Source organism: Streptomyces sp. NPDC007991 (assembly GCF_042958445.1).
Classification (GTDB): domain Bacteria; phylum Actinomycetota; class Actinomycetes; order Streptomycetales; family Streptomycetaceae; genus Streptomyces.
Genome location: NZ_JBIBJD010000010.1, coordinates 1 through 17,524 on the forward strand (window position 1 = coordinate 1; position 17,524 = coordinate 17,524).

16 protein-coding genes and 2 rRNA genes are annotated in these 17,524 nt (G+C 73.2%); 14 read left to right on the forward strand and 4 right to left on the reverse strand.

What is annotated here, in order from left to right:
* The 4 genes from ACFZDA_RS27475 to ACFZDA_RS27490 all read left to right on the forward strand — a co-directional run.
* A 23S ribosomal RNA gene (locus ACFZDA_RS27475) occupies positions 1-73 on the forward strand; the annotation flags it as partial.
* Positions 74-178: 105 nt separating this feature from the next.
* Positions 179-295 (forward strand): 5S ribosomal RNA (rrf, locus tag ACFZDA_RS27480).
* 225 nt (positions 296-520) lie between these two features.
* Positions 521-1,594 (forward strand): hypothetical protein, encoded by a 1,074-nt coding sequence (locus ACFZDA_RS27485; protein ID WP_391087265.1) that lies wholly within the window; start codon positions 521-523, stop codon positions 1,592-1,594.
* On the forward strand, positions 1,486-2,223 hold the full coding sequence (locus ACFZDA_RS27490; RefSeq protein ID WP_391087210.1) for a hypothetical protein: 738 nt from the start codon (positions 1,486-1,488) through the stop codon (positions 2,221-2,223). Before ACFZDA_RS27485 ends, ACFZDA_RS27490 begins: the two co-directional genes overlap by 109 nt.
* A 63-nt stretch (positions 2,224-2,286) precedes the next feature.
* Here the strand turns inward: ACFZDA_RS27490 and ACFZDA_RS27495 are convergent, their stop codons facing one another.
* Complete coding sequence (locus ACFZDA_RS27495) at positions 2,287-3,579, reverse strand: DUF1015 family protein (RefSeq protein WP_391086520.1); 1,293 nt, start codon at positions 3,577-3,579, stop codon at positions 2,287-2,289.
* A gap of 72 nt (positions 3,580-3,651) precedes the next feature.
* On the opposite strand from ACFZDA_RS27495, the gene ACFZDA_RS27500 reads away from it, so the two are divergent.
* The 4 genes from ACFZDA_RS27500 to ACFZDA_RS27515 all read left to right on the forward strand — a co-directional run bounded on the left by ACFZDA_RS27500 (position 3,652) and on the right by ACFZDA_RS27515 (position 7,783).
* Positions 3,652-4,683, forward strand: a complete 1,032-nt coding sequence (locus ACFZDA_RS27500; RefSeq protein WP_391086522.1) for an HAD hydrolase-like protein — start codon at positions 3,652-3,654, stop codon at positions 4,681-4,683.
* A 156-nt stretch (positions 4,684-4,839) separates the two neighbouring features.
* On the forward strand, positions 4,840-5,883 hold the full coding sequence (locus ACFZDA_RS27505; RefSeq protein WP_391086524.1) for an iron chelate uptake ABC transporter family permease subunit: 1,044 nt from the start codon (positions 4,840-4,842) through the stop codon (positions 5,881-5,883).
* Complete coding sequence (locus ACFZDA_RS27510) at positions 5,880-6,920, forward strand: iron chelate uptake ABC transporter family permease subunit (RefSeq protein ID WP_391086526.1); 1,041 nt, start codon at positions 5,880-5,882, stop codon at positions 6,918-6,920. Before ACFZDA_RS27505 ends, ACFZDA_RS27510 begins: the two co-directional genes overlap by 4 nt.
* Positions 6,917-7,783, forward strand: a complete 867-nt coding sequence (locus ACFZDA_RS27515) for an ATP-binding cassette domain-containing protein (RefSeq protein WP_391086528.1) — start codon at positions 6,917-6,919, stop codon at positions 7,781-7,783. Before ACFZDA_RS27510 ends, ACFZDA_RS27515 begins: the two co-directional genes overlap by 4 nt.
* On the opposite strand, the gene ACFZDA_RS27520 is transcribed toward ACFZDA_RS27515, so the two are convergent.
* Entirely contained in the window at positions 7,767-8,114 is a 348-nt protein-coding gene (locus ACFZDA_RS27520) for a sterol-binding protein (RefSeq protein WP_391086530.1), read from the reverse strand. The genes ACFZDA_RS27515 and ACFZDA_RS27520 overlap by 17 nt on opposite strands.
* Positions 8,115-8,156: 42 nt before the next feature.
* On the opposite strand from ACFZDA_RS27520, the gene ACFZDA_RS27525 reads away from it, so the two are divergent.
* The 5 genes from ACFZDA_RS27525 to ACFZDA_RS27545 all read left to right on the forward strand — a co-directional run bounded on the left by ACFZDA_RS27525 (position 8,157) and on the right by ACFZDA_RS27545 (position 13,410).
* Entirely contained in the window at positions 8,157-8,465 is a 309-nt protein-coding gene (locus ACFZDA_RS27525; protein WP_391086532.1) for a hypothetical protein, read from the forward strand.
* A gap of 7 nt (positions 8,466-8,472) precedes the next feature.
* The gene (locus ACFZDA_RS27530) at positions 8,473-9,288 is read left to right on the forward strand and encodes a TlyA family rRNA (cytidine-2'-O)-methyltransferase (RefSeq protein ID WP_391086534.1); all 816 of its coding nucleotides are present in this window, start codon (positions 8,473-8,475) and stop codon (positions 9,286-9,288) included.
* Positions 9,285-10,190: an NAD kinase gene (locus ACFZDA_RS27535; RefSeq protein WP_086562948.1), complete on the forward strand. Its 906-nt coding sequence runs from the start codon at positions 9,285-9,287 to the stop codon at positions 10,188-10,190. Before ACFZDA_RS27530 ends, ACFZDA_RS27535 begins: the two co-directional genes overlap by 4 nt.
* 160 nt (positions 10,191-10,350) lie before the next feature.
* A complete protein-coding gene (gene recN, locus ACFZDA_RS27540) occupies positions 10,351-12,069 on the forward strand; it encodes a DNA repair protein RecN (protein WP_391087213.1) in 1,719 nt (572 codons plus the stop codon).
* A gap of 195 nt (positions 12,070-12,264) precedes the next feature.
* A complete protein-coding gene (locus ACFZDA_RS27545; RefSeq protein WP_391086537.1) occupies positions 12,265-13,410 on the forward strand; it encodes a glycosyltransferase in 1,146 nt (381 codons plus the stop codon).
* Positions 13,411-13,423: 13 nt separating this feature from the next.
* Here the strand turns inward: ACFZDA_RS27545 and ACFZDA_RS27550 are convergent, their stop codons facing one another.
* On the reverse strand, positions 13,424-15,067 hold the full coding sequence (locus tag ACFZDA_RS27550; RefSeq protein ID WP_391086539.1) for a PucR family transcriptional regulator ligand-binding domain-containing protein: 1,644 nt from the start codon (positions 15,065-15,067) through the stop codon (positions 13,424-13,426).
* 92 nt (positions 15,068-15,159) lie between these two features.
* On the opposite strand from ACFZDA_RS27550, the gene ACFZDA_RS27555 reads away from it, so the two are divergent.
* Positions 15,160-16,116 carry an LLM class F420-dependent oxidoreductase gene (locus tag ACFZDA_RS27555; protein WP_391086541.1) on the forward strand — a complete coding sequence of 319 codons (957 nt, stop codon included), beginning with the start codon at positions 15,160-15,162 and terminating at the stop codon, positions 16,114-16,116.
* On the opposite strand, the gene ACFZDA_RS27560 is transcribed toward ACFZDA_RS27555, so the two are convergent.
* Positions 16,103-17,485 carry an FAD-binding protein gene (locus ACFZDA_RS27560; RefSeq protein WP_391086543.1) on the reverse strand — a complete coding sequence of 461 codons (1,383 nt, stop codon included), beginning with the start codon at positions 17,483-17,485 and terminating at the stop codon, positions 16,103-16,105. The genes ACFZDA_RS27555 and ACFZDA_RS27560 overlap by 14 nt on opposite strands.
* Between the last annotated feature and the right edge of the window lie 39 nt (positions 17,486-17,524).

The window sequence follows — 17,524 nt, forward strand, 5'->3', positions numbered from 1 at the left end:
GTTGATAGGCCGGATATGGAAGCACGGTAACGTGTGGAGTTGACCGGTACTAATAGGCCGAGGGCTTGTCCTCAGTTGCTCGCGTCCACTGTGTTAGTTCTGAGACAACGAACAGTTGTCGGCTTTGAGCAGAACAAACAATTGAAGAGTGTGCTTGTTCGCTCGAAACCATTAGGGTTTCGGTGGTTATAGCGTAGGGGAAACGCCCGGTTACATTTCGAACCCGGAAGCTAAGCCTTACAGCGCCGATGGTACTGCAGGGGGGACCCTGTGGGAGAGTAGGACGCCGCCGAACAATCTTTGGAAGGACCCCTGGTCACCAGCGTTCAGCTGGGACCAGGGGTCCTTTTTGTTTTTGCACTGCGCGCTGGGCACCCGGCTGCGCGAGAATGACTTGCGGTACCGAAGACAGGAGTCACCATGTCCACCAACTCTCCCGACGACCGACCGGAGCGCGACCAGCAGCGACGGGAGGGGGACCGGAGCGACCGCGGCGGTCAGCGCGGGGACCGTGGAGACCGTGGCGGCTTCCGTCGAAGCGAGCGGAGCGACCGCGGTGACCGTGGTGGCTTCCGGCGTGATGACAACCGTGGTGCTGGATTCGGCCGACGAGACGACCGCGACCGAGGACCGCGCAGGGACGACCGTGATCGGGGCGGGTTCCGGCGGGACGATCGCGGTGACCGTCCCGCTTTCCGGCGTGATGACCGCGGGGAGCGGCGGGACGACCGGGACCGCGGCGGGTTCCGCCGCGACGACAACCGCGGCGGTGGCTACGGCCGGCGTGACGATGGCCGGCGCGATGACCGCCGGGGCGATGACCGCGGGCAGCGGGGTGGTTTCCGACGGGATGACCGTCGGGACGACAGGCGCGATGACCGCCGTGACGACAGGCGTGAGGGCGACCGCGGCGGGTTCTCCCGGCGCGACGACCGTGCCCCTGAGCGTCGCGACAACCGGGACCGTAATTTCCGCGCAGACGATCGGGATCGCGGGCCTCGGGGAGACGACCGTGACCGTGGCTTCCGCCGTGACGACCGTGACCGCGACCGCGGTTTCCGTCGTGACGACCGGGATCGCGGGCCCCGCGGCGACGACCGCGACCGCGGCTTCCGTCGTGACGACCGAGGCGGTTTCCGCGGCCGTGACGAGCGCCGTGACGAGCGCCGTGACGACCGTCGTGGGGACGACCGCGGGGAACGCGGCGGCTTCCGGCGCGACGACGCTCCTCGGGGCGGGCGTGGCGGGTTCCGTCGGGACGACAGCCGCGACAGCCGCGACGTCCGGGGCGACCGCGGCGGTTTTCGTGGGCGGGACGACCGTGGACGGGACGACCGTGGGCGTGGCCCGCGACGGGACGATCGCGGTGGGCGGCCCGGAGGCTTCCGGGGCCGTGATGACCGGCGCGACGACCGTCGTGACGATCGGCGCGGTGGCGGCCGCTTCCGTGAGGAGCGGGAGCGGGACCGGGAGCCGATCAAGCGGCTGCCGATCCCCGAGGACGTCACGGGCGAAGAGATCGACAAGGACGTACGTCAGGAACTCCAGAGCCTGCCGAAGACGCTCGCGGACGATGTCGCGAAGAACCTGGTGATGGTCGCGCGGCTGCTCGACGAGGACCCCGAGGGCGCGTACGGCTACTCCAGGGTGGCGCTGCGGCTGGCGTCGCGGGTCGCCGCCGTGCGGGAGGCCGCCGGATTCGCCGCGTATGCCACCCAGAAGTACGGTGAGGCGCTGGCCGAGTTCAGGGCCGCCAAGCGGATGACCGGGAACATCGATCTGTGGCCTGTCATGGCCGACTGCGAGCGTGGGCTCGGGCGGCCGGAGAAGGCGCTGGACATGGCCGGGGCACCCGAGGTGCACAAGCTCGACAAGGCCGGGCAGGTCGAGATGCGGCTCGTCGCGGCCGGTGCGCGGCGGGACATGGGGCAGCTGGACGCGGCCATCGTGACGCTGCAGAGCCCGGAGTTGGCCTCGAACTCCGTGCAGCCGTGGACCGCGCGGCTGCGGTACGCCTACGCCGACGCGCTGCTGGCGGCCGGGCGGGAGCCCGAGGCGCGGGAGTGGTTCGCGAAGGCCGTGGAGGCCGACCGGGACGGCAGCACGGACGCCTCGGACCGGCTCGCCGAGCTGGACGGGGTGGAGTTCATGGACGCCCTGACCGAGGACGAGGCCGAGCACGAGGGTGAGGGCGGCGACGCCGCCGAGGAGCAGAAGGACTGACCTCGCGCAGAAGGGGCGGATCCCGGTCGGGATCCGCCCCTTTCGTGTGTCCGGGCGAGCGCGTCAGTGCTCCAGCGCGCGCAGCACCAGGCCCGAGGCCGGCTTCGGGCCGAACGACGTCGACTTGCGCGGCATGGTGACGCCCTGCCGGGCCAGGTCGCGGACGACCTCCTCGCGGACCGGGTGCATCAGGACGGCCGTACCGCCGTCGCGTTCCGCCTTCGCGACCGTGGCGGCGGTGTCGTGGATGTAGGTGATGTGCGCGGGGGAGTCCTCGGGGATGCGCCAGACGTGGTCGAGGAGCGTGGCGTGCAGGACCGTCGCGTCGAGGGTGCGCCAGGCGGTGGGGCGGTCGGCGGGGATCGTGCGGGCCAGGAGGTCCGGGTCGGGGCGGTCGACGAGGTGGAAGGCGCCGTCGCCGGCCAGCAGGAACGCGTTGCCCGCGCAGGCCGCGTCCGCCAGTGCCTCCAGGGCGTCGGGCAACGGGACTTCGAGGCGGCGCACGCGGAAATGGCCCTCCAGGGCGGCGACGGCCTCGACGACCGGCAGGTCGTGCAGGAGGCGGTGGATGGCGCGGACGCGCAGGGGGTAGCGGGCCGTGTCGACCAGGAGGACCAGGCCGTGGTCCCAGGGGCTGGGGGAGGGGTGTTCCGTGCGGAGGCGGCGGTAGGTCGCCCAGCGGTGGTGGCCGTCGGCGATGAGGGCCTGGTGACGGGCCAGGTCGTGCTGGATCGTCGCCAGGTCTTCGGGGGCTGTGACCGACCACAGGCGGTGGCTGAAGCCGTCCTCCGTGGTGGTGGCGAGGAGCGGTGGCTGTTCGGCGGTGCGCTCGATCAGGTCCGCCGTGGCGGTCGTCGAGTCGTCGCCGCGGTAGGTCAGCAGGAGGGGTTCGAGGTTCGCCGAGGTGGCCCGCATCAGGGCCGCGCGGTCGGCGACGACGTGCGGCATGACGTCCTCGTGCGGCAGCACCACCTGCTCGGCCGGGTCCGACACGCGCAGGGCGCCGATGATGCCGCGTTGCAGCATGCCGTCGCCGTCCCGCTGCTCGTAGACGTACAGACCGGGGTCCGGGTCGGTGGTCAGGACGCCCTCGGACAGCCACCGGCGCAGGGTCTGGGCGGCCTGGTCGTTGCGGGCGCTGGGAGTGGCGGCCTGGGGGAGGATCAGTCGGACGATGTTGTACGGGTCGGCGGACTGGAGATGGTGCACTCCGTCCGGGCGGACGACGACGTCGTACGGCGGGGACGTCACTGCGGCCAGGCTGCCGACCCGGTCGGGGTCGTAACGAAGGCCTCGGAACGGGGTGAGTTCCAGGCCTCGGCGCTCCGTTGCTTCCGAGTGACCTGCTGTGTTCATCCCGGCATCGTACGGCTGTCAGTGGCATGGGGGATGATCGGGGGAAAGCCGTCGAACGAGGAGCGATGCGGGATGAGCCGGAGCGTCAGGACGAGGCCCGAGGGCAGTGGGCAGGCCCTGAGCGAGGCGTACGACACGGCGCTGCTCGATCTGGACGGTGTCGTGTACGCGGGCGGGAGCGCGATCGCGTACGCCGTCGAGTCGCTGGCCACGGCCCGGTCGCGCGGAATGCGTCTGGCGTACGTCACCAACAACGCGCTGCGGACTCCGGACACGGTGGCCGAGCATCTGACGGAGCTCGGCATACCGACGGGCGCGGACGACGTCATCACCTCGGCGCAGGCGGTCGCCCGGCTGATCAGCGAGCAGGTGCCGCGGGGCGCCCGGGTGCTGGTCATCGGCGGTGAGGGGTTGCGGGTGGCGCTGCGCGAGCGCGGGCTCGTGCCCGTGGAGTCGGCGGATGACGATCCGGCGGCGGTGGTGCAGGGTTACGGCGGTCCCGAGCTGCCGTGGGGCCGTTTCGCGGAGGCCGGTTACGCGGTCGCGCGCGGTGTGCCCTGGTTCGCCTCGAACACGGACCTGACGATTCCGAGCGGGCGTGGGATCGCGCCGGGCAACGGCGCGGCGGTGGAGGTCGTGCGGATCGCCACGGGCGCCGAGCCGCAGGTCGCGGGCAAGCCGCTGCCGCCGATGCACCGGGAGACCATCCTGCGGACGGGGGCGAAGAGGCCGCTGGTGGTGGGGGACCGGCTGGACACGGACATCGAGGGCGCGTTCAACGGGGAAGTCGACTCGCTGCTGGTCCTGACCGGGGTGACCGACGGCGCGCAGTTGCTGGCCGCGCCGCCGCAGCACCGGCCGACGTATGTGGACGCCGATCTGCGCGGGATGCTCAGCGGCCAGCCGGATGTCGTGGAGGTGCCGGACGGCGGGTTCCGGTGCGGCGGCTGGACGGCGACGGCCGGTGCGGACCGGCTGGAGCTCGACGGGGACGGTGAGGCGCTGGACGGGCTGCGCGCGTTGTGTGCCGCGGCGTGGACGGCCGCCGGTGCGGGGGTGTGCGCGCTGGACGGGGGGAAGTCGCTGGCGAGGCTGGGTCTTTGAGTGCCCGTCGGGTCCGCGGTTCCGAGCGCCGGCCGGGTCCCCGGTTCCGGGTCCAGGTGGATCCGCGGTGCACTGGCACGCTCCGGCGGGGTGTCCGGGGCGGCGGTCGCGCTCCGGGATCGAGATCGGATAGCAGGGTAGGCTAACCTAACCTGCGTGTTGGTCGACAGTCCCCCCGAACAGCGCGCGGAGACCGCCCCCGCGCCCCCGACCCGACGGGCGATCCGGGCCTTCGGGCTCGTCCTGGCCGTCGCGATCCTGGTGCTCGTCGCGCTGGCGAGTATCGCGATCGGGGCGAAACAGCTGTCCCTCGGGCAGGTCTGGCACGGCTTGTTCGAGGACTCGGGGACGTACGGCGACGTCGTCGTCTCGGAGCGGCTGTCGCGGACCGTCCTCGGGCTGCTCGCCGGCGCCGCCCTCGGTCTGGCCGGAGCGGTTCTCCAGGCGCTCACCCGCAACCCGCTGGCCGACCCCGGGCTGCTCGGCATCAACGCGGGCGCGTCCGCCGCGGTCGTCACGGCCATCACATACCTCGGGGTCACCTCACTCAGCGGCTACGTCTGGTTCGCGTTCCTCGGCGCGGCCGCGGTCGGGGCGCTGGTGTGGTTCCTCGGCGGCAGCCGAGGCGCGACGCCGGTGCGGCTCGCGCTCGCCGGTACGGCGCTCAGCGCCGCGCTCTACGGCTACCTCCAGGCCGTGATGATCATGGACGACGCGGCGCTCGGCAAGATGCGGTTCTGGACGGTCGGTTCGCTGTCCTCGGCGAGTGAGTCGACCATCCGGCAGGTCCTGCCGTTCCTGCTGGCCGGCCTGGTCCTGGCGCTGGCGTTGTCCCGCCCGCTCAACGCCATGGCCATGGGCGACGACACCGCCAAGGCGCTCGGCGCCAACCTGAACCGGACGCGGGCGCTGTCCATGCTGGCCGCGACCGTGCTGTGCGGGGCGGCGACGGCGGCCTGCGGGCCGATCGTGTTCGTCGGGCTGATGGTGCCGCACGTGGTGCGCTCCTTCACCGGCCCCGACCTGCGCTGGATCCTGCCGTACGCGGCGATCCTGTCGCCCGTGCTGCTGCTCGGCGCCGACGTCATCGGCCGGATGGTGGCCCGGCCCGCGGAACTCCAGGTGGGGATCGTCACCGCGATCCTCGGCGGTCCGGTGTTCATCTATCTCGTACGACGGCGGAGGACGGCGCAGCTGTGAAGACCACCAACCGTGCCGTGCGGACCCCGGGCGGGCTCTCCGTGCGCCTGGACGTGCGGGCCTTGACCGTCGTGGTCCTGCTGCTGGTCGCGGCGCTCACGGCGAGTGTCGTGCTCATCGGCACCGGCGACTTCCCGATCCCGGCCGCCGACGTGCTGCGGACGCTGTTCGGCGAGGGCAACCCTGGCCAGGAGTTCATCGTCAACGAACTGCGGCTGCCGCGGGTCCTGGTCGGGCTGCTGGTCGGCGCCTCGCTCGGGCTCGGCGGCGCGCTGTTCCAGTCCATCTCCCGCAATCCACTGGGCAGTCCGGACGTGCTGGGCCTCGGGCAGGGGGCGACGGCCGGCGCCCTCACCGTGATCGTGCTGTTCTCCGGCAGCGCCAACCAGGTCGCCGCCGGCGCGCTCGTGGGCGGTCTGGTGACCGGGCTCGCCATCTATGTGCTCGCCTGGAAGCGGGGAGTGCACGGATACCGGCTGGTGCTGGTCGGCATCGGCGTCTCCGCGATCGTCACGGCGGTCAACGGGTATCTGCTCACCAAGTCCGACATCGTGGACGCGGCCCGCGCGGTCGTGTGGATGACGGGATCCCTCGACGGCCGCGACTGGGCTCAGGTCTGGCCGCTGCTCGGGCTGTGCGCGGTGCTCGTGCCGCTCGTCCTGTGCAACGCGCGCGGGCTGCGGATGATGGAGATGGGCGACGACGTCTCGTACGCCCTCGGGGTGCGGGTGGAGCGCGTACGGCTGCTGCTGATGGTGGCGGCCGTGCTGTTGACCGCGTCCGCGACCGCCGCCGCCGGTCCGGTCAGCTTCGTCGCGCTCACCGCGCCGCAGCTGGCCCGGCGCCTGACCCGCGCGCCCGGCCCGAACCTGCTGGCCTCCCTGTGCATGGGCGCCGCCCTGCTGGTCGTCGCCGACTGGCTCTCGCAGCGGGCGTTCGGCGCCGAGCAGTTGCCCGTGGGCGTGGTCACCGGCGTGCTGGGCGGCGCCTACCTGCTGTGGCTGCTGGTCACCGAACGCAAAGCGGGCCGGATATGAGCGAGAACCGAAGGAGCACCGTGAACCGTCTGTCCGCCGAGAACGTCACCCTCGCCTACGACCAGCGGGTGATCGCCGAGCAACTGTCGGTGGAGATACCCGACAACTCCTTCACCGTGATCGTCGGCCCCAACGCGTGCGGCAAGTCGACGCTCCTGCGGGCGTTGTCGCGGATGCTCAAGCCCAGTACGGGCCGGGTGCTGCTCGACGGGCAGGTCATCCAGTCGATGCCCGCGAAGAAGGTGGCGCGCACGCTCGGTCTGCTGCCCCAGACGTCCATCGCGCCCGACGGCATCACCGTCGGGGACCTGGTGGGCCGCGGCCGCTACCCGCACCAGGGCATCCTGCGCCAGTGGTCGACCGAGGACGAGCGGGTCGTCCAGGAGTCGATGCGGCAGACCGGCGTCGCCGAGCTGGCCGAGCGCTACGTCGACGAACTGTCGGGCGGCCAGCGCCAGCGCGTGTGGATCGCCATGGCACTCGCCCAGCAGACGCCGCTGCTGCTGCTCGACGAGCCGACGACGTTCCTGGACATCCAGCACCAGATCGACGTGCTGGACCTGTGCGCGGAGCTGCACGAGGAGCAGGGGCGCACGCTCGTCGCCGTGCTGCACGACCTGAACCACGCCGCCCGCTACGCCACCCACCTCATCGCCCTGCGCGAGGGCCGGGTCATCGCCCAGGGCGCGCCGAAGGACATCGTCACGGCCGGCCTGGTGGAGGAGGTCTTCGGCCTGCGCTGCCAGGTCATCGACGACCCGGAGACGGGCACGCCGCTGGTCGTGCCGGCGGCGCGGAAGGCACGCGTGGGGGCGGGAGCCGGGGCCGGGGCCGAGAAGGCGGTCGCTACAGGAGCTTCCTGAGCTGGAGCAGATCGCGTACGCCCGCGGACAGCTTCACCCGGCCCGAGCCCCAGGCCTTGGCGAAGCTCAGCTCGCCGTCGACCAGGGCGACCAGGTCGTCACCGGTCATGGCCAGCCTGATCTCGGCCTTGTCCGGCGGCGGGCCCTGCACGGTGTCGTGCACCTCGATCCGCCCGCCGCGCATACGGCCGACGAAGGTGACGTCCAGGTCCGTGATGTGGCAGCTCACCGAACGGTCCAGGGCCGCGGCGTCGCGGACGTCCCCTTCGGCGCGCTGCATGTTGTCGGAGAGCTTGTCGAGTGCGCTGCGGCACTCCTCGATCGTGGCCATCGCGGTCGACGGTACCGCAGCGGTTCGCGGTAGCGTCGGGGCATGGAAGACGCAGTACCCGAAATGTCGGCCGGGGAGGACGCGCCCGCCCCCGAACCGGAGCCGGAGCCCGAACCTGCGCTGGAGGACGACCCCGCCGCCCCCGCCCCGCTGAACGTGCCCCGCACCCCCACGGGCGACGCCGGCGTGGACGCGGCCCTGGACCGGCTCGGCGACGCGGACCACCTCGCCACGGACGGACACGTCGAGGTGTACGAGGATGTACACCGGGGGCTGCGCGACGCGCTGACCGCGCTCGACGCCCGCCCGGAACCCCCGGCGCCCCCGTCGCAGCACGGACCTAGGAGCTGAACCGAACGTGGCAGGAGTCGCACGCCGCCGTCTCGACGCGGAGCTGGTCCGCCGGAAGCTCGCGCGCTCGCGTGAGCATGCCGGCCAGCTGATCGCCGCCGGGCGGGTCTCCGTCGGCAAGACCGTCGCGACCAAACCCGCCACGCAGGTGGAGACCGCGGCCGCGATCGTCGTCGCGGCCGACGCGGACGATCCCGACTACGTGTCGCGCGGCGGCCACAAGCTCGCCGGCGCGCTGACGGCGTTCCTGCCGCAGGGCCTGGTCGTCGAGGGGCGCAGGGCGCTCGACGCCGGCGCGTCCACCGGTGGTTTCACCGATGTCCTGCTGCGTGCGGGCGCCGCGCACGTCGTCGCCGTGGACGTCGGATACGGACAACTCGCGTGGTCTCTCCAGAACGATGAACGCGTCACCGTCAAGGACCGTACGAACGTTCGCGAATTGACACTTGAAGAGATCGATGGGGAGCCTGTGGATCTTGTCGTGGGGGATCTGTCCTTCATCCCGCTCGGGCTGGTCCTGCCCGCCCTGGTGCGGTGCGTGAAGCCGGACGCGGACCTGGTGATGATGGTCAAGCCGCAGTTCGAGGTGGGGAAGGAGCGGCTGGGCAGCGGGGGAGTCGTACGCAGCCCCCAGCTGCGGGCCGAAGCGGTGACGGGGGTGGCGGGCAAGGCCTGGGGGCTGGGGCTCGGGGTGAAGGGCGTGACGGCCAGTCCGCTGCCCGGGCCGTCGGGGAATGTCGAATACTTTCTGTGGCTGCGGGCCGGGGCACCGGAACTGGACCCGGCCGATGTCGACCGTGCAGTGGCGGAGGGGCCGCGTTGACCGAGAACCGAGCTCGTACTGTTTTCCTGCTCGCCCACACGGGCCGGCCCGCCGCCGTGCGCAGTGCCGAACTCGTCGTGAAGGGGCTGCTGCGCTCCGGTCTGGGTGTGCGGGTCCTGGAGGCCGAGGCGTGCGACCTGCCGCTGCCGGACGAGGTGGAGCTGGTCAAGGAGGCCACCCCGCAGTGCCTCGACGGGTGTGAGCTGCTCATCGTGCTGGGCGGTGACGGCACGCTGCTGCGCGGTGCGGAGTTCGCGCGGGCGTCGGGCGTGCCGATGCTCGGCGTCAACCTCGGCCGGGTCGGCTTCCTCGCGGAGGCCGAGCGGGACGACCTCGACAAGGTCGTCGACCGGGTGGTGTCCAAGGCGTACGAGGTCGAGGAGCGGATGACCGTCGACGTCGTGGTGCATCGCAACGGGGACATCGTGCACACGGACTGGGCGCTGAACGAGGCGGCGGTGCAGAAGGTGTCCGCCGAGCGGATGCTGGAGGTCGTCCTGGAGATCGACGGGCGGCCGGTGACGGGGTTCGGCTGTGACGGGATCGTGTGTGCGACGCCCACGGGGTCGACGGCGTACGCGTTCTCCGCGGGCGGGCCGGTGGTGTGGCCGGAGGTCGAGGCGCTGTTGATGGTGCCGATCAGCGCGCACGCGTTGTTTGCGAAGCCGTTGGTGACATCGCCGGATTCTGTGTTGGCTGTGGAGGTTCTGCCACACATTCCGCCGGGGGTTTTGTGGTGTGACGGGCGGCGGACTGTCGAGTTGCCGCCGGGGGCGCGGGTCGAGGTGCGGCGGGGGGCTGTGCCCGTGCGGTTGGCCCGGCTGCATCATGCGTCGTTCACGGATCGGCTGGTGGCCAAGTTCGCGCTGCCTGTTTCCGGGTGGCGGGGGGCTCCTCATTAGCGTGGTTGCCCGTCGTCGGCGGGTGCGGATCAGCCGTGGCTGGTCGCGCGGTTCCCCGCGCCCCTGAAAAGAAGGGCGCTGCCACTCTCGTGGGTGACAGGACCGGGCCAGTCGCAATCCTTGGCTTGGACCTCGTAAGGTCGTGTCCGTGTTGGAGGAGATGCGGATACGGTCGCTCGGCGTGATCGACGACGCCGTTGTCGAGCTGTCGCCGGGGTTCACCGCGGTCACCGGTGAGACGGGTGCGGGCAAGACCATGGTGGTCACCAGCCTCGGGCTGCTGTTGGGCGGGCGCGCGGACCCGGCGCTCGTGCGGATCGGGGCCGGGAAGGCCGTCGTGGAGGGGCGGATCACCGTCCCCGACGACGCCACGGCCGCCGTACGCGCCGAGGAGGCCGGGGCCGAGCTCGACGACGGGGCGCTGCTGATCAGCCGTACCGTTTCCGCCGAGGGGCGCTCGCGGGCGCACCTGGGCGGGCGCAGCGTGCCCGTCGGAGTGCTCGCCGAGCTCGCCGACGAGCTGGTGGCGGTGCACGGGCAGACCGACCAGCAGGGGCTGCTGAAGCTGTCCCGGCAGCGTCAGGCGCTCGACCGGTACGCCGGTGACGCGGTCGCCGCACCGCTGGCCAAGTACGGCGAGGCGTACAAGCGGCTGCGGGCCGTTACCACCGAGCTCGACGAGATCACCACACGCGCGCGTGAACGGGCCCAGGAGGCCGACATGCTGCGCTACGGGCTCGACGAGATCGCCGCCGTCGAGCCCCGCGCCGGGGAGGACGTGGAGCTGGCCGAGGAGGCCGAGCGGCTGGGGCACGCCGAGGCGCTGGCGTCCGCCGCCGCGGTCGCGCACGCCGCGCTCGCGGGCAATCCGGAGGACCCCGAGGGCGTCGACGCCGGGACGCTCGTCGCGGGCTCGCAGCGGGCCCTGGACGCCGTACGGTCGCACGACCCGGCGCTGGCCGCGCTCGCCGACCGCATCGGGGAGATCGGGATCCTGCTGCGCGACGCGGCCGGGGATCTGGCCGGGTACGCCGACGACCTGGACGCCGATCCACTGCGGCTGGCGGCCGTCGAGGAGCGGCGGGCCGCGCTCACCGGGCTGACCCGGAAGTACGGCGAGGACATCGCCGCCGTGCTGACCTGGGCCGAGCGCGCCGCCGCCCGGCTGACCGAACTCGACGGCGACGACGAGCGGATCGGGGAACTGACCGCCGAGCGGGACGCGCTCCGGGCCGAACTGGGCGGCCTCGCACAGGCGTTGACGGACGCGCGGAGGGAGGCCGCCGAGCGGTTCGCGGCGGCCGTGACAGCCGAGCTGGCCTCGCTTGCCATGCCGCACGCGCGGGTGTCCTTCGACATCCGGCAGACCGAGGATCCCGACGGCGTCGAGGTCGGCGGCCGTCCGGTCGCGTACGGGCCCGCGGGTGCCGACGAGGTGGAGCTGCTGCTGGCTCCCCACCCGGGCGCGCCGGCACGGCCGATCGCCAAGGGGGCGTCCGGCGGTGAGCTGTCCCGCGTGATGCTGGCCGTGGAGGTCGTGTTCGCGGGGACGGACCCCGTGCCGACGTATCTCTTCGACGAGGTCGACGCCGGTGTCGGTGGCAAGGCTGCGGTCGAGATCGGCCGGCGGCTCGCGCGGCTGGCGAAGACCGCGCAGGTCGTGGTCGTGACCCATCTTCCGCAGGTCGCCGCCTTCGCCGACCGGCAGTTGCTGGTCGAGAAGACGAACGACGGCTCGGTCACCCGTTCCGGAGTGAAGGTGCTGGAAGGGGAGGAGCGGGTCCGGGAGCTGTCCCGGATGCTCGCCGGCCAGGAGGACTCGGAGACGGCCCGGGCGCACGCCGAGGAGCTGCTGGCGACGGCTCGGGCGGATCTGTAGCGGACGAGCGGCCTGTAGCCGATCTTCACTCGTGTGGGTGACCTGGCCCGGCGCGTGTCCCCGAAGCCGCGCCCCACTGTCGCGCCGCCGGGCTCCGGGCGTTCCCGTAACCCGCGGATGTCCTGGCATCCTTGGCGGAGTACGCGCGGGAATCCTGCGCGGTGATCGCCCGACCCGAACCAGGAGCCCGGCCACGTGACCCCCGTGAGCAGCCACTCACCGCATGGCCAGTCGCCGTTGCGCACCGTGCAGGTGCTGGGCGGAGGCAATGCGGCCAGCAGTGCGCATGTCCGCTCCCTGGCCGCGGGGCTCGTCGCCCGGGGCGTGAAGGTCACGGTGTGCGTCCCCTCCGAGGCGGATCACGCCTATGACTTCAGCGGGGTCGGGGCCGACCACGTGCATGTGCCGCGCAGCAGTGACCCGGTGTCGGTGGCGGCCCTGCGGGCGGCCTGTGCCGACGCCGATCTGGTGCACGCGCACGGACTGCACGCCTCGTTCCGCACCGTGCTCGCCCTCAGCGGGCGGCGCGTGCGGACTCCGCTCGTCGTGACGTGGCACGACCGGGCGCATGCCGACGGGGCCCGCGCCCAGCTGCTGCGGGTGCTGGAGCGGCGGGTCGTGAAGGCGGCCACGGTGGTGCTGGGCACGACCTCGGCCCTCGTGGACCGGGCGCGGCTCACCGGCGCGCGGGACGCGCGGCTCGCGGCCGTCGCGCTGCCCGGCCCGCGCAGGCCCGCGGAGCCCGACGATCCCGACGGGCTGCGGCCCAAGGTGCGTGCCGAACTCGGCGCCATCGGACGGCCGTTGCTGATCGCCGTCGGCTCCCTGCAGCGGCACCGTGGGTACGACGTGCTGCTGGACGCCGCCCGCGCCTGGCGCCGGCTCGATCCCGTGCCCCTGGTCGTGATCGCGGGCGAGGGGCCGCTGCGCGGTGAACTCCAGGAGCGGATCGAGAGCGAGGGCCTGCCCGTCCGGCTCATCGGGCGGCGCGACGACATCACCGACCTGCTCGCCGCCGCCGACCTCGCCCTGCTGCCGAGCCGGTGGGAGGAGGCGCGCTCCGTCCTCGCCCAGGAGGCCCTCCACGCGCGCGTGCCGCTCGTCGCGACCGACGGCGGCGGCATTCCGGAACTCGTCGGCGACGCGGCCGAACTCGTCCCGCGCGGTGACGCGGGAGCGCTCGCCGGCACCGTCGTACGCCTGCTCGGTGACCCCGAGCGCCGGGAACTGCTGAAGGCCAAGGGCACGCGGCAGGCGGCGACCTGGCCGACCGAGGACGAGACGGTCGCCCAAGTGCTCAGCGTCTACGACGAGTTGACCCAGCCCCGGCCCCTCGCTTAGACATCTCTCGGCGCTACGGAACGTGCCTGCGGGCCCGGAGCGCCAGGCTCAGGGCCAGGACCGTCTGAGGGTCGTCGAGGTCCGTGCCCAGCAACTCCCCGATGCGCGCCAGGCGGTTGTACAGCGTCTGCCGGTTGAGGTGGAGCTCCCGGGCCGTCTCCGCCTTGCGGCCCGCGTGGGCGAGATAGGTCGACAGGGTGGGCAGCAGCGGCGGCCGGGAGCGCCGGTCGTGTTCCAGGAGCGGACCGAGGGCCCGGTCGACGAAGGCGGCCAGGTCCGGATGGTCGCGCAGCCGCCACAGCAGCAGGTCGGTGTCCAGGCGCCGGGCGTCGTACCAGGGCCGGTCCGGCAGGCCCTGGGCCGCCGTCGCCGTCTCGGCCGCGTGCCGCAGGCCCGACGCCGCAGCCGTCCAGCCGCCCGCCACCCCCACGACCACCACCGGCGGCGGCCCGCCCGGCCGCAGCATCCCGGCCCGGCCCACCCCGGCGCGCAGCGCCGCCGCGACCCGGTCCGCCACCGTCGCCCGCTCCGGCTCCGAGCGCAGGCCCAGCAGCACCAGCACCCGGCCCTCCACCGGCCGTACCCCGAGCAGCACGGGCATGCCCATCGAGGCCAGTTCCCCGGACACCGCGCGGGCCAGCACGGCCCAGCCTCCCCCGGGGGAGAGGGCGTCCCCGAGCCGCATGACGACCGGCAGCAGCGGGCCGTCGCCCGGCCTGAAGCCCAGCACGCGGGCCTGTGCCGGGGCGTCCTGTGCCGTGACGCGGCCCTCGGCGAGGTCAGTGAGGAAGTCACCGCGCCCGCGCGCCGCCAGCTCCTCCTCCTGCCGTGCCTGCATCAGCACCACGGCCAGGATGCCCGCGGCTTGTTCCGCCGCCATGCGGTGCACCGGCGCCAGCGGAGCCCGTACGGGCAGCAGCACCAGCCGCGCGCGGACGCCCCCGCTGCCCGGCCCGCCGCCCGGCACGTCCACCAGGACCGAGCCCGCGAGCGGCGGCTCGTCCTTGTGCTGGCCGCGCAGCCCCTCCCACACCTGGAGCGGATCCGCGCCCTCGGGACCGGCCCCGGCGGCGTACAGCAACTGCCCGTCCGCCGTCTCCAGGAAGACGGGATTGCCGCCGAAGTCGGCCAGGATGCCCAGGACTTGAGGTACCCCGCCGCCGCCCAGCAGGGCCTGCGTACACCGCCGGTGCACCTCCTCGGCCCGCTGGAGAAGCGCGTAGTGGCCGTTGACGATCTCGGTGTGGATCTCTTCCGTGACCGTGACGAACGGGACCTCGCGGTGCAGTTGGACGAGCGGCAGCCCGGCCGAACGGGCCGTGTCGACGAGGGCGGCGGGCAGCCGCGTGAAGCGCGGGCCGAGTTCCACGACCAGGGCGGCGATGCCGCGCTCGGCCAGCGTCCTTACGAACGCCCGCTGTTCGGCCGGGCGGGTGCCGAGGCCGTAGCCCGTGGTCAGCAGCAGCTCGCCGCCCTTGAGCAGCGAGGCGATGTGCGGCACCTCACCGGCGTGCACCCAGCGCACGGTCCGCCCCAGCCGGTCGGCGCCCGCCAGCACCTCGGGCAGCCCGCTGCGCAGCCCCGGCAGCTCCAGTGCCCGCTGCACGGTGATCCCGGCGCCCTGGGTGCCGTCGCCGCTGTCCGTCGCGCTGTCCATGAGCCGGACGCTACCCGCGCGGGCGCCTGTCGGACATCTCAGGGACGAGGGAGCGGGGATTGCCCCGGGGACGACCGGGTACGGGCGCGGTCATGGACATCAGCGTGGTCGCCGTGGGGCGGGAAGACGACAGTCCGCTCGAGGAGCCGTTGCGGGTGGCGGTGCTCGCCGACCGGCTCGGATACCGGGAGGTGTGGGCGGGCGAGGGACCGACGTGGGACTCGTTCGTCCTGGCGACGGCGATCGGCGCGGCCACCGAACAGGCCGTGCTGACCGCCGGGCCCGTGCCGGTCTCGGTGCGCGACCCCCTCACCATCGTCCGGGGCGCCGCGTCCACCGCGGCCGTCACCGGCCGGCCCGTCGGCGTGGCCCTGGGCACCTCCAGCAAGCGGGTCGTCGAGGGCGTGCACGGCCGGCCGCGGACCCGGCCCGCCGCCGCCCTCGCGGAGTCGGCGGCGGCCGTGCGCGCGCTGATGGACAGCAGGCCGGGCGAGCCGATCGTGCCGGGCAGCGGCTTTACGCGCCGGCTGCCGCCGCCCGGAGGCCGGCTCACCGTCGCGGCGTTCGGCGAACGCGCGGTCGCCGCGGCCGTCGAGCACGCCGACCGGATGCTGCTCGACCTCGTCTCCCCCGAGCAGGTCCGCATGCTGCGGGCCCGGATGCTCGCCGCCGCCGAGCGGGCCGGACGTACGCCGCCGAGGCTGGCCGCCTGGCTGCCCGCCGCCGTGGACCCGCAGCCGGAGACGCTCACGCAGGTCCTGCGCAGTGTCGTCGGCTATCTCGCCGTGCCGGGCTACAGCGACATGTTCGTCGAGGCGGGGTTCGCCGAGGTCGTCGAACTGGCCGCCAAGGGAGCCGACCCGGACACCCTGCTGCGGGCCCTGCCGCCCGAGGCCGCGGACACGGTCGCCCTCGTCGGCGACGCCGGCACCGTCCGCGCCCGTATCGACGCCTACGCCGAGGCCGGCCTCGACGAGATCGCCCTCGTCCCCGCCACGGCGGGCGACCCGGCGGGGGAGCGGACGCTCACGGCCCTCAGGCCGGCGTGATGTTGTGGTTGAAGCGGAACACGTTGTCCGGGTCGTAACGCCGCTTCAGCTCCGCCAGCCGCCCGGTGTTCTCGGCGCCGAGCCCCGCGACCACCCGGTCGGTGCCCTCGTCGCCGATGAAGTTCAGGTAGACGGCGCCGGTGCTCCACGGCCGCACGCGGGCGCGCACGTCCCGCACCCACCGCACGCACCGCTCGTCGTCCGCCGGGTCCTGCCACATGCCGTAGGGGTGCACCGCCCAGGGAGCGTCCCGGTAGGGCACCGGGTACTCATGCGGGCCGGCGGCGATGGCGCCTCCCTGCGGGAGCAGCACGTACTGGGTCCCGGTGGGTACGGGCACGGCCTCGGCGCTCGCGCAGTAGACGTCCACGAAGTCGTCGGGCGCACCCGTCAGGTACTCGGCCGACCAGTAGTGCCGCATGCCGGGCGGGTCGTCGAGCATGCACTGGACGTCGGCGTACGGCATGGCGCCGACGATCTCGGTCTCGTGCGGCAGGGCCAGCAGGGGCTGGGCGACCTTGCGCAGGTCGTCCTCGCCGCCGACGTACGTCAGCAGCATGCCGCACACGAGGGTGCCCACGAGGTGCTCCGGTACGAACTCCTCCGGCGGGCCGGTGAAGTAGATGATGCCGCCGCTGGCCTCGTCGGGCGCGTGCGCGATCACCTCGCGGAAGGTGCGCACCACGTCCGGGCCGTGTTCCGGCAGGAACAGCGCCAGCGCGATGGAGAACTCGGGCAGTTCGTGCAGCCGCAGCGTCATCGCCGTGGCGACGCCGAAGTTCCCGCCGCCGCCGTGCAGCGCCCAGAACAGGTCCGGGTTCTCGTCGGCGCTCGCGTGGACCCGGGCGCCGTCGGCGGTGACGAGTTCGACTCCGAGCAGGTTGTCGACGGCGAGCCCGCACCAGCGGTCGAGCCAGCCGGTGCCGCCGCCCAGCACGAAACCGCCGACACCGGTGGTGGAGGCGCGGCCGCCGGTCGTCGCCAGTCCGTACGGCTCGGTGGCCCGGTCCAGGTGGCTCATCGTGGCACCGCCGGCGACCCGGGCCGCCTGCGCCGCCGGATCCACGGTCACCTCGTGCATCCGGCGCAGATCGATCATCACGCTGCCCTCGCCCACGGCCATGCCCGCCACACTGTGGCCGCCGCCCCGGACCGCGACCGGCAGGTCCAGCTCCCGGGCGAACCGCACGGCCCGCACGACGTCGTCCTCGTCGGCGCACTGCGCGAGCACGGCGGGCCGTCGGTCGATCATGGTGTTGAAGACGGCCCGGGCCTCGTCGTAGCCCGGGTCCTGCGGGGCGAACACGTCGCCGGTCAGATCCTCGCGCAGCGCGGTGAGAGCCGCGCCCGCCGTCGAGAGGGAAGCCATGGCCGCCCCCTTCCCTATAAGGGGCAATGGTCCGGTTCC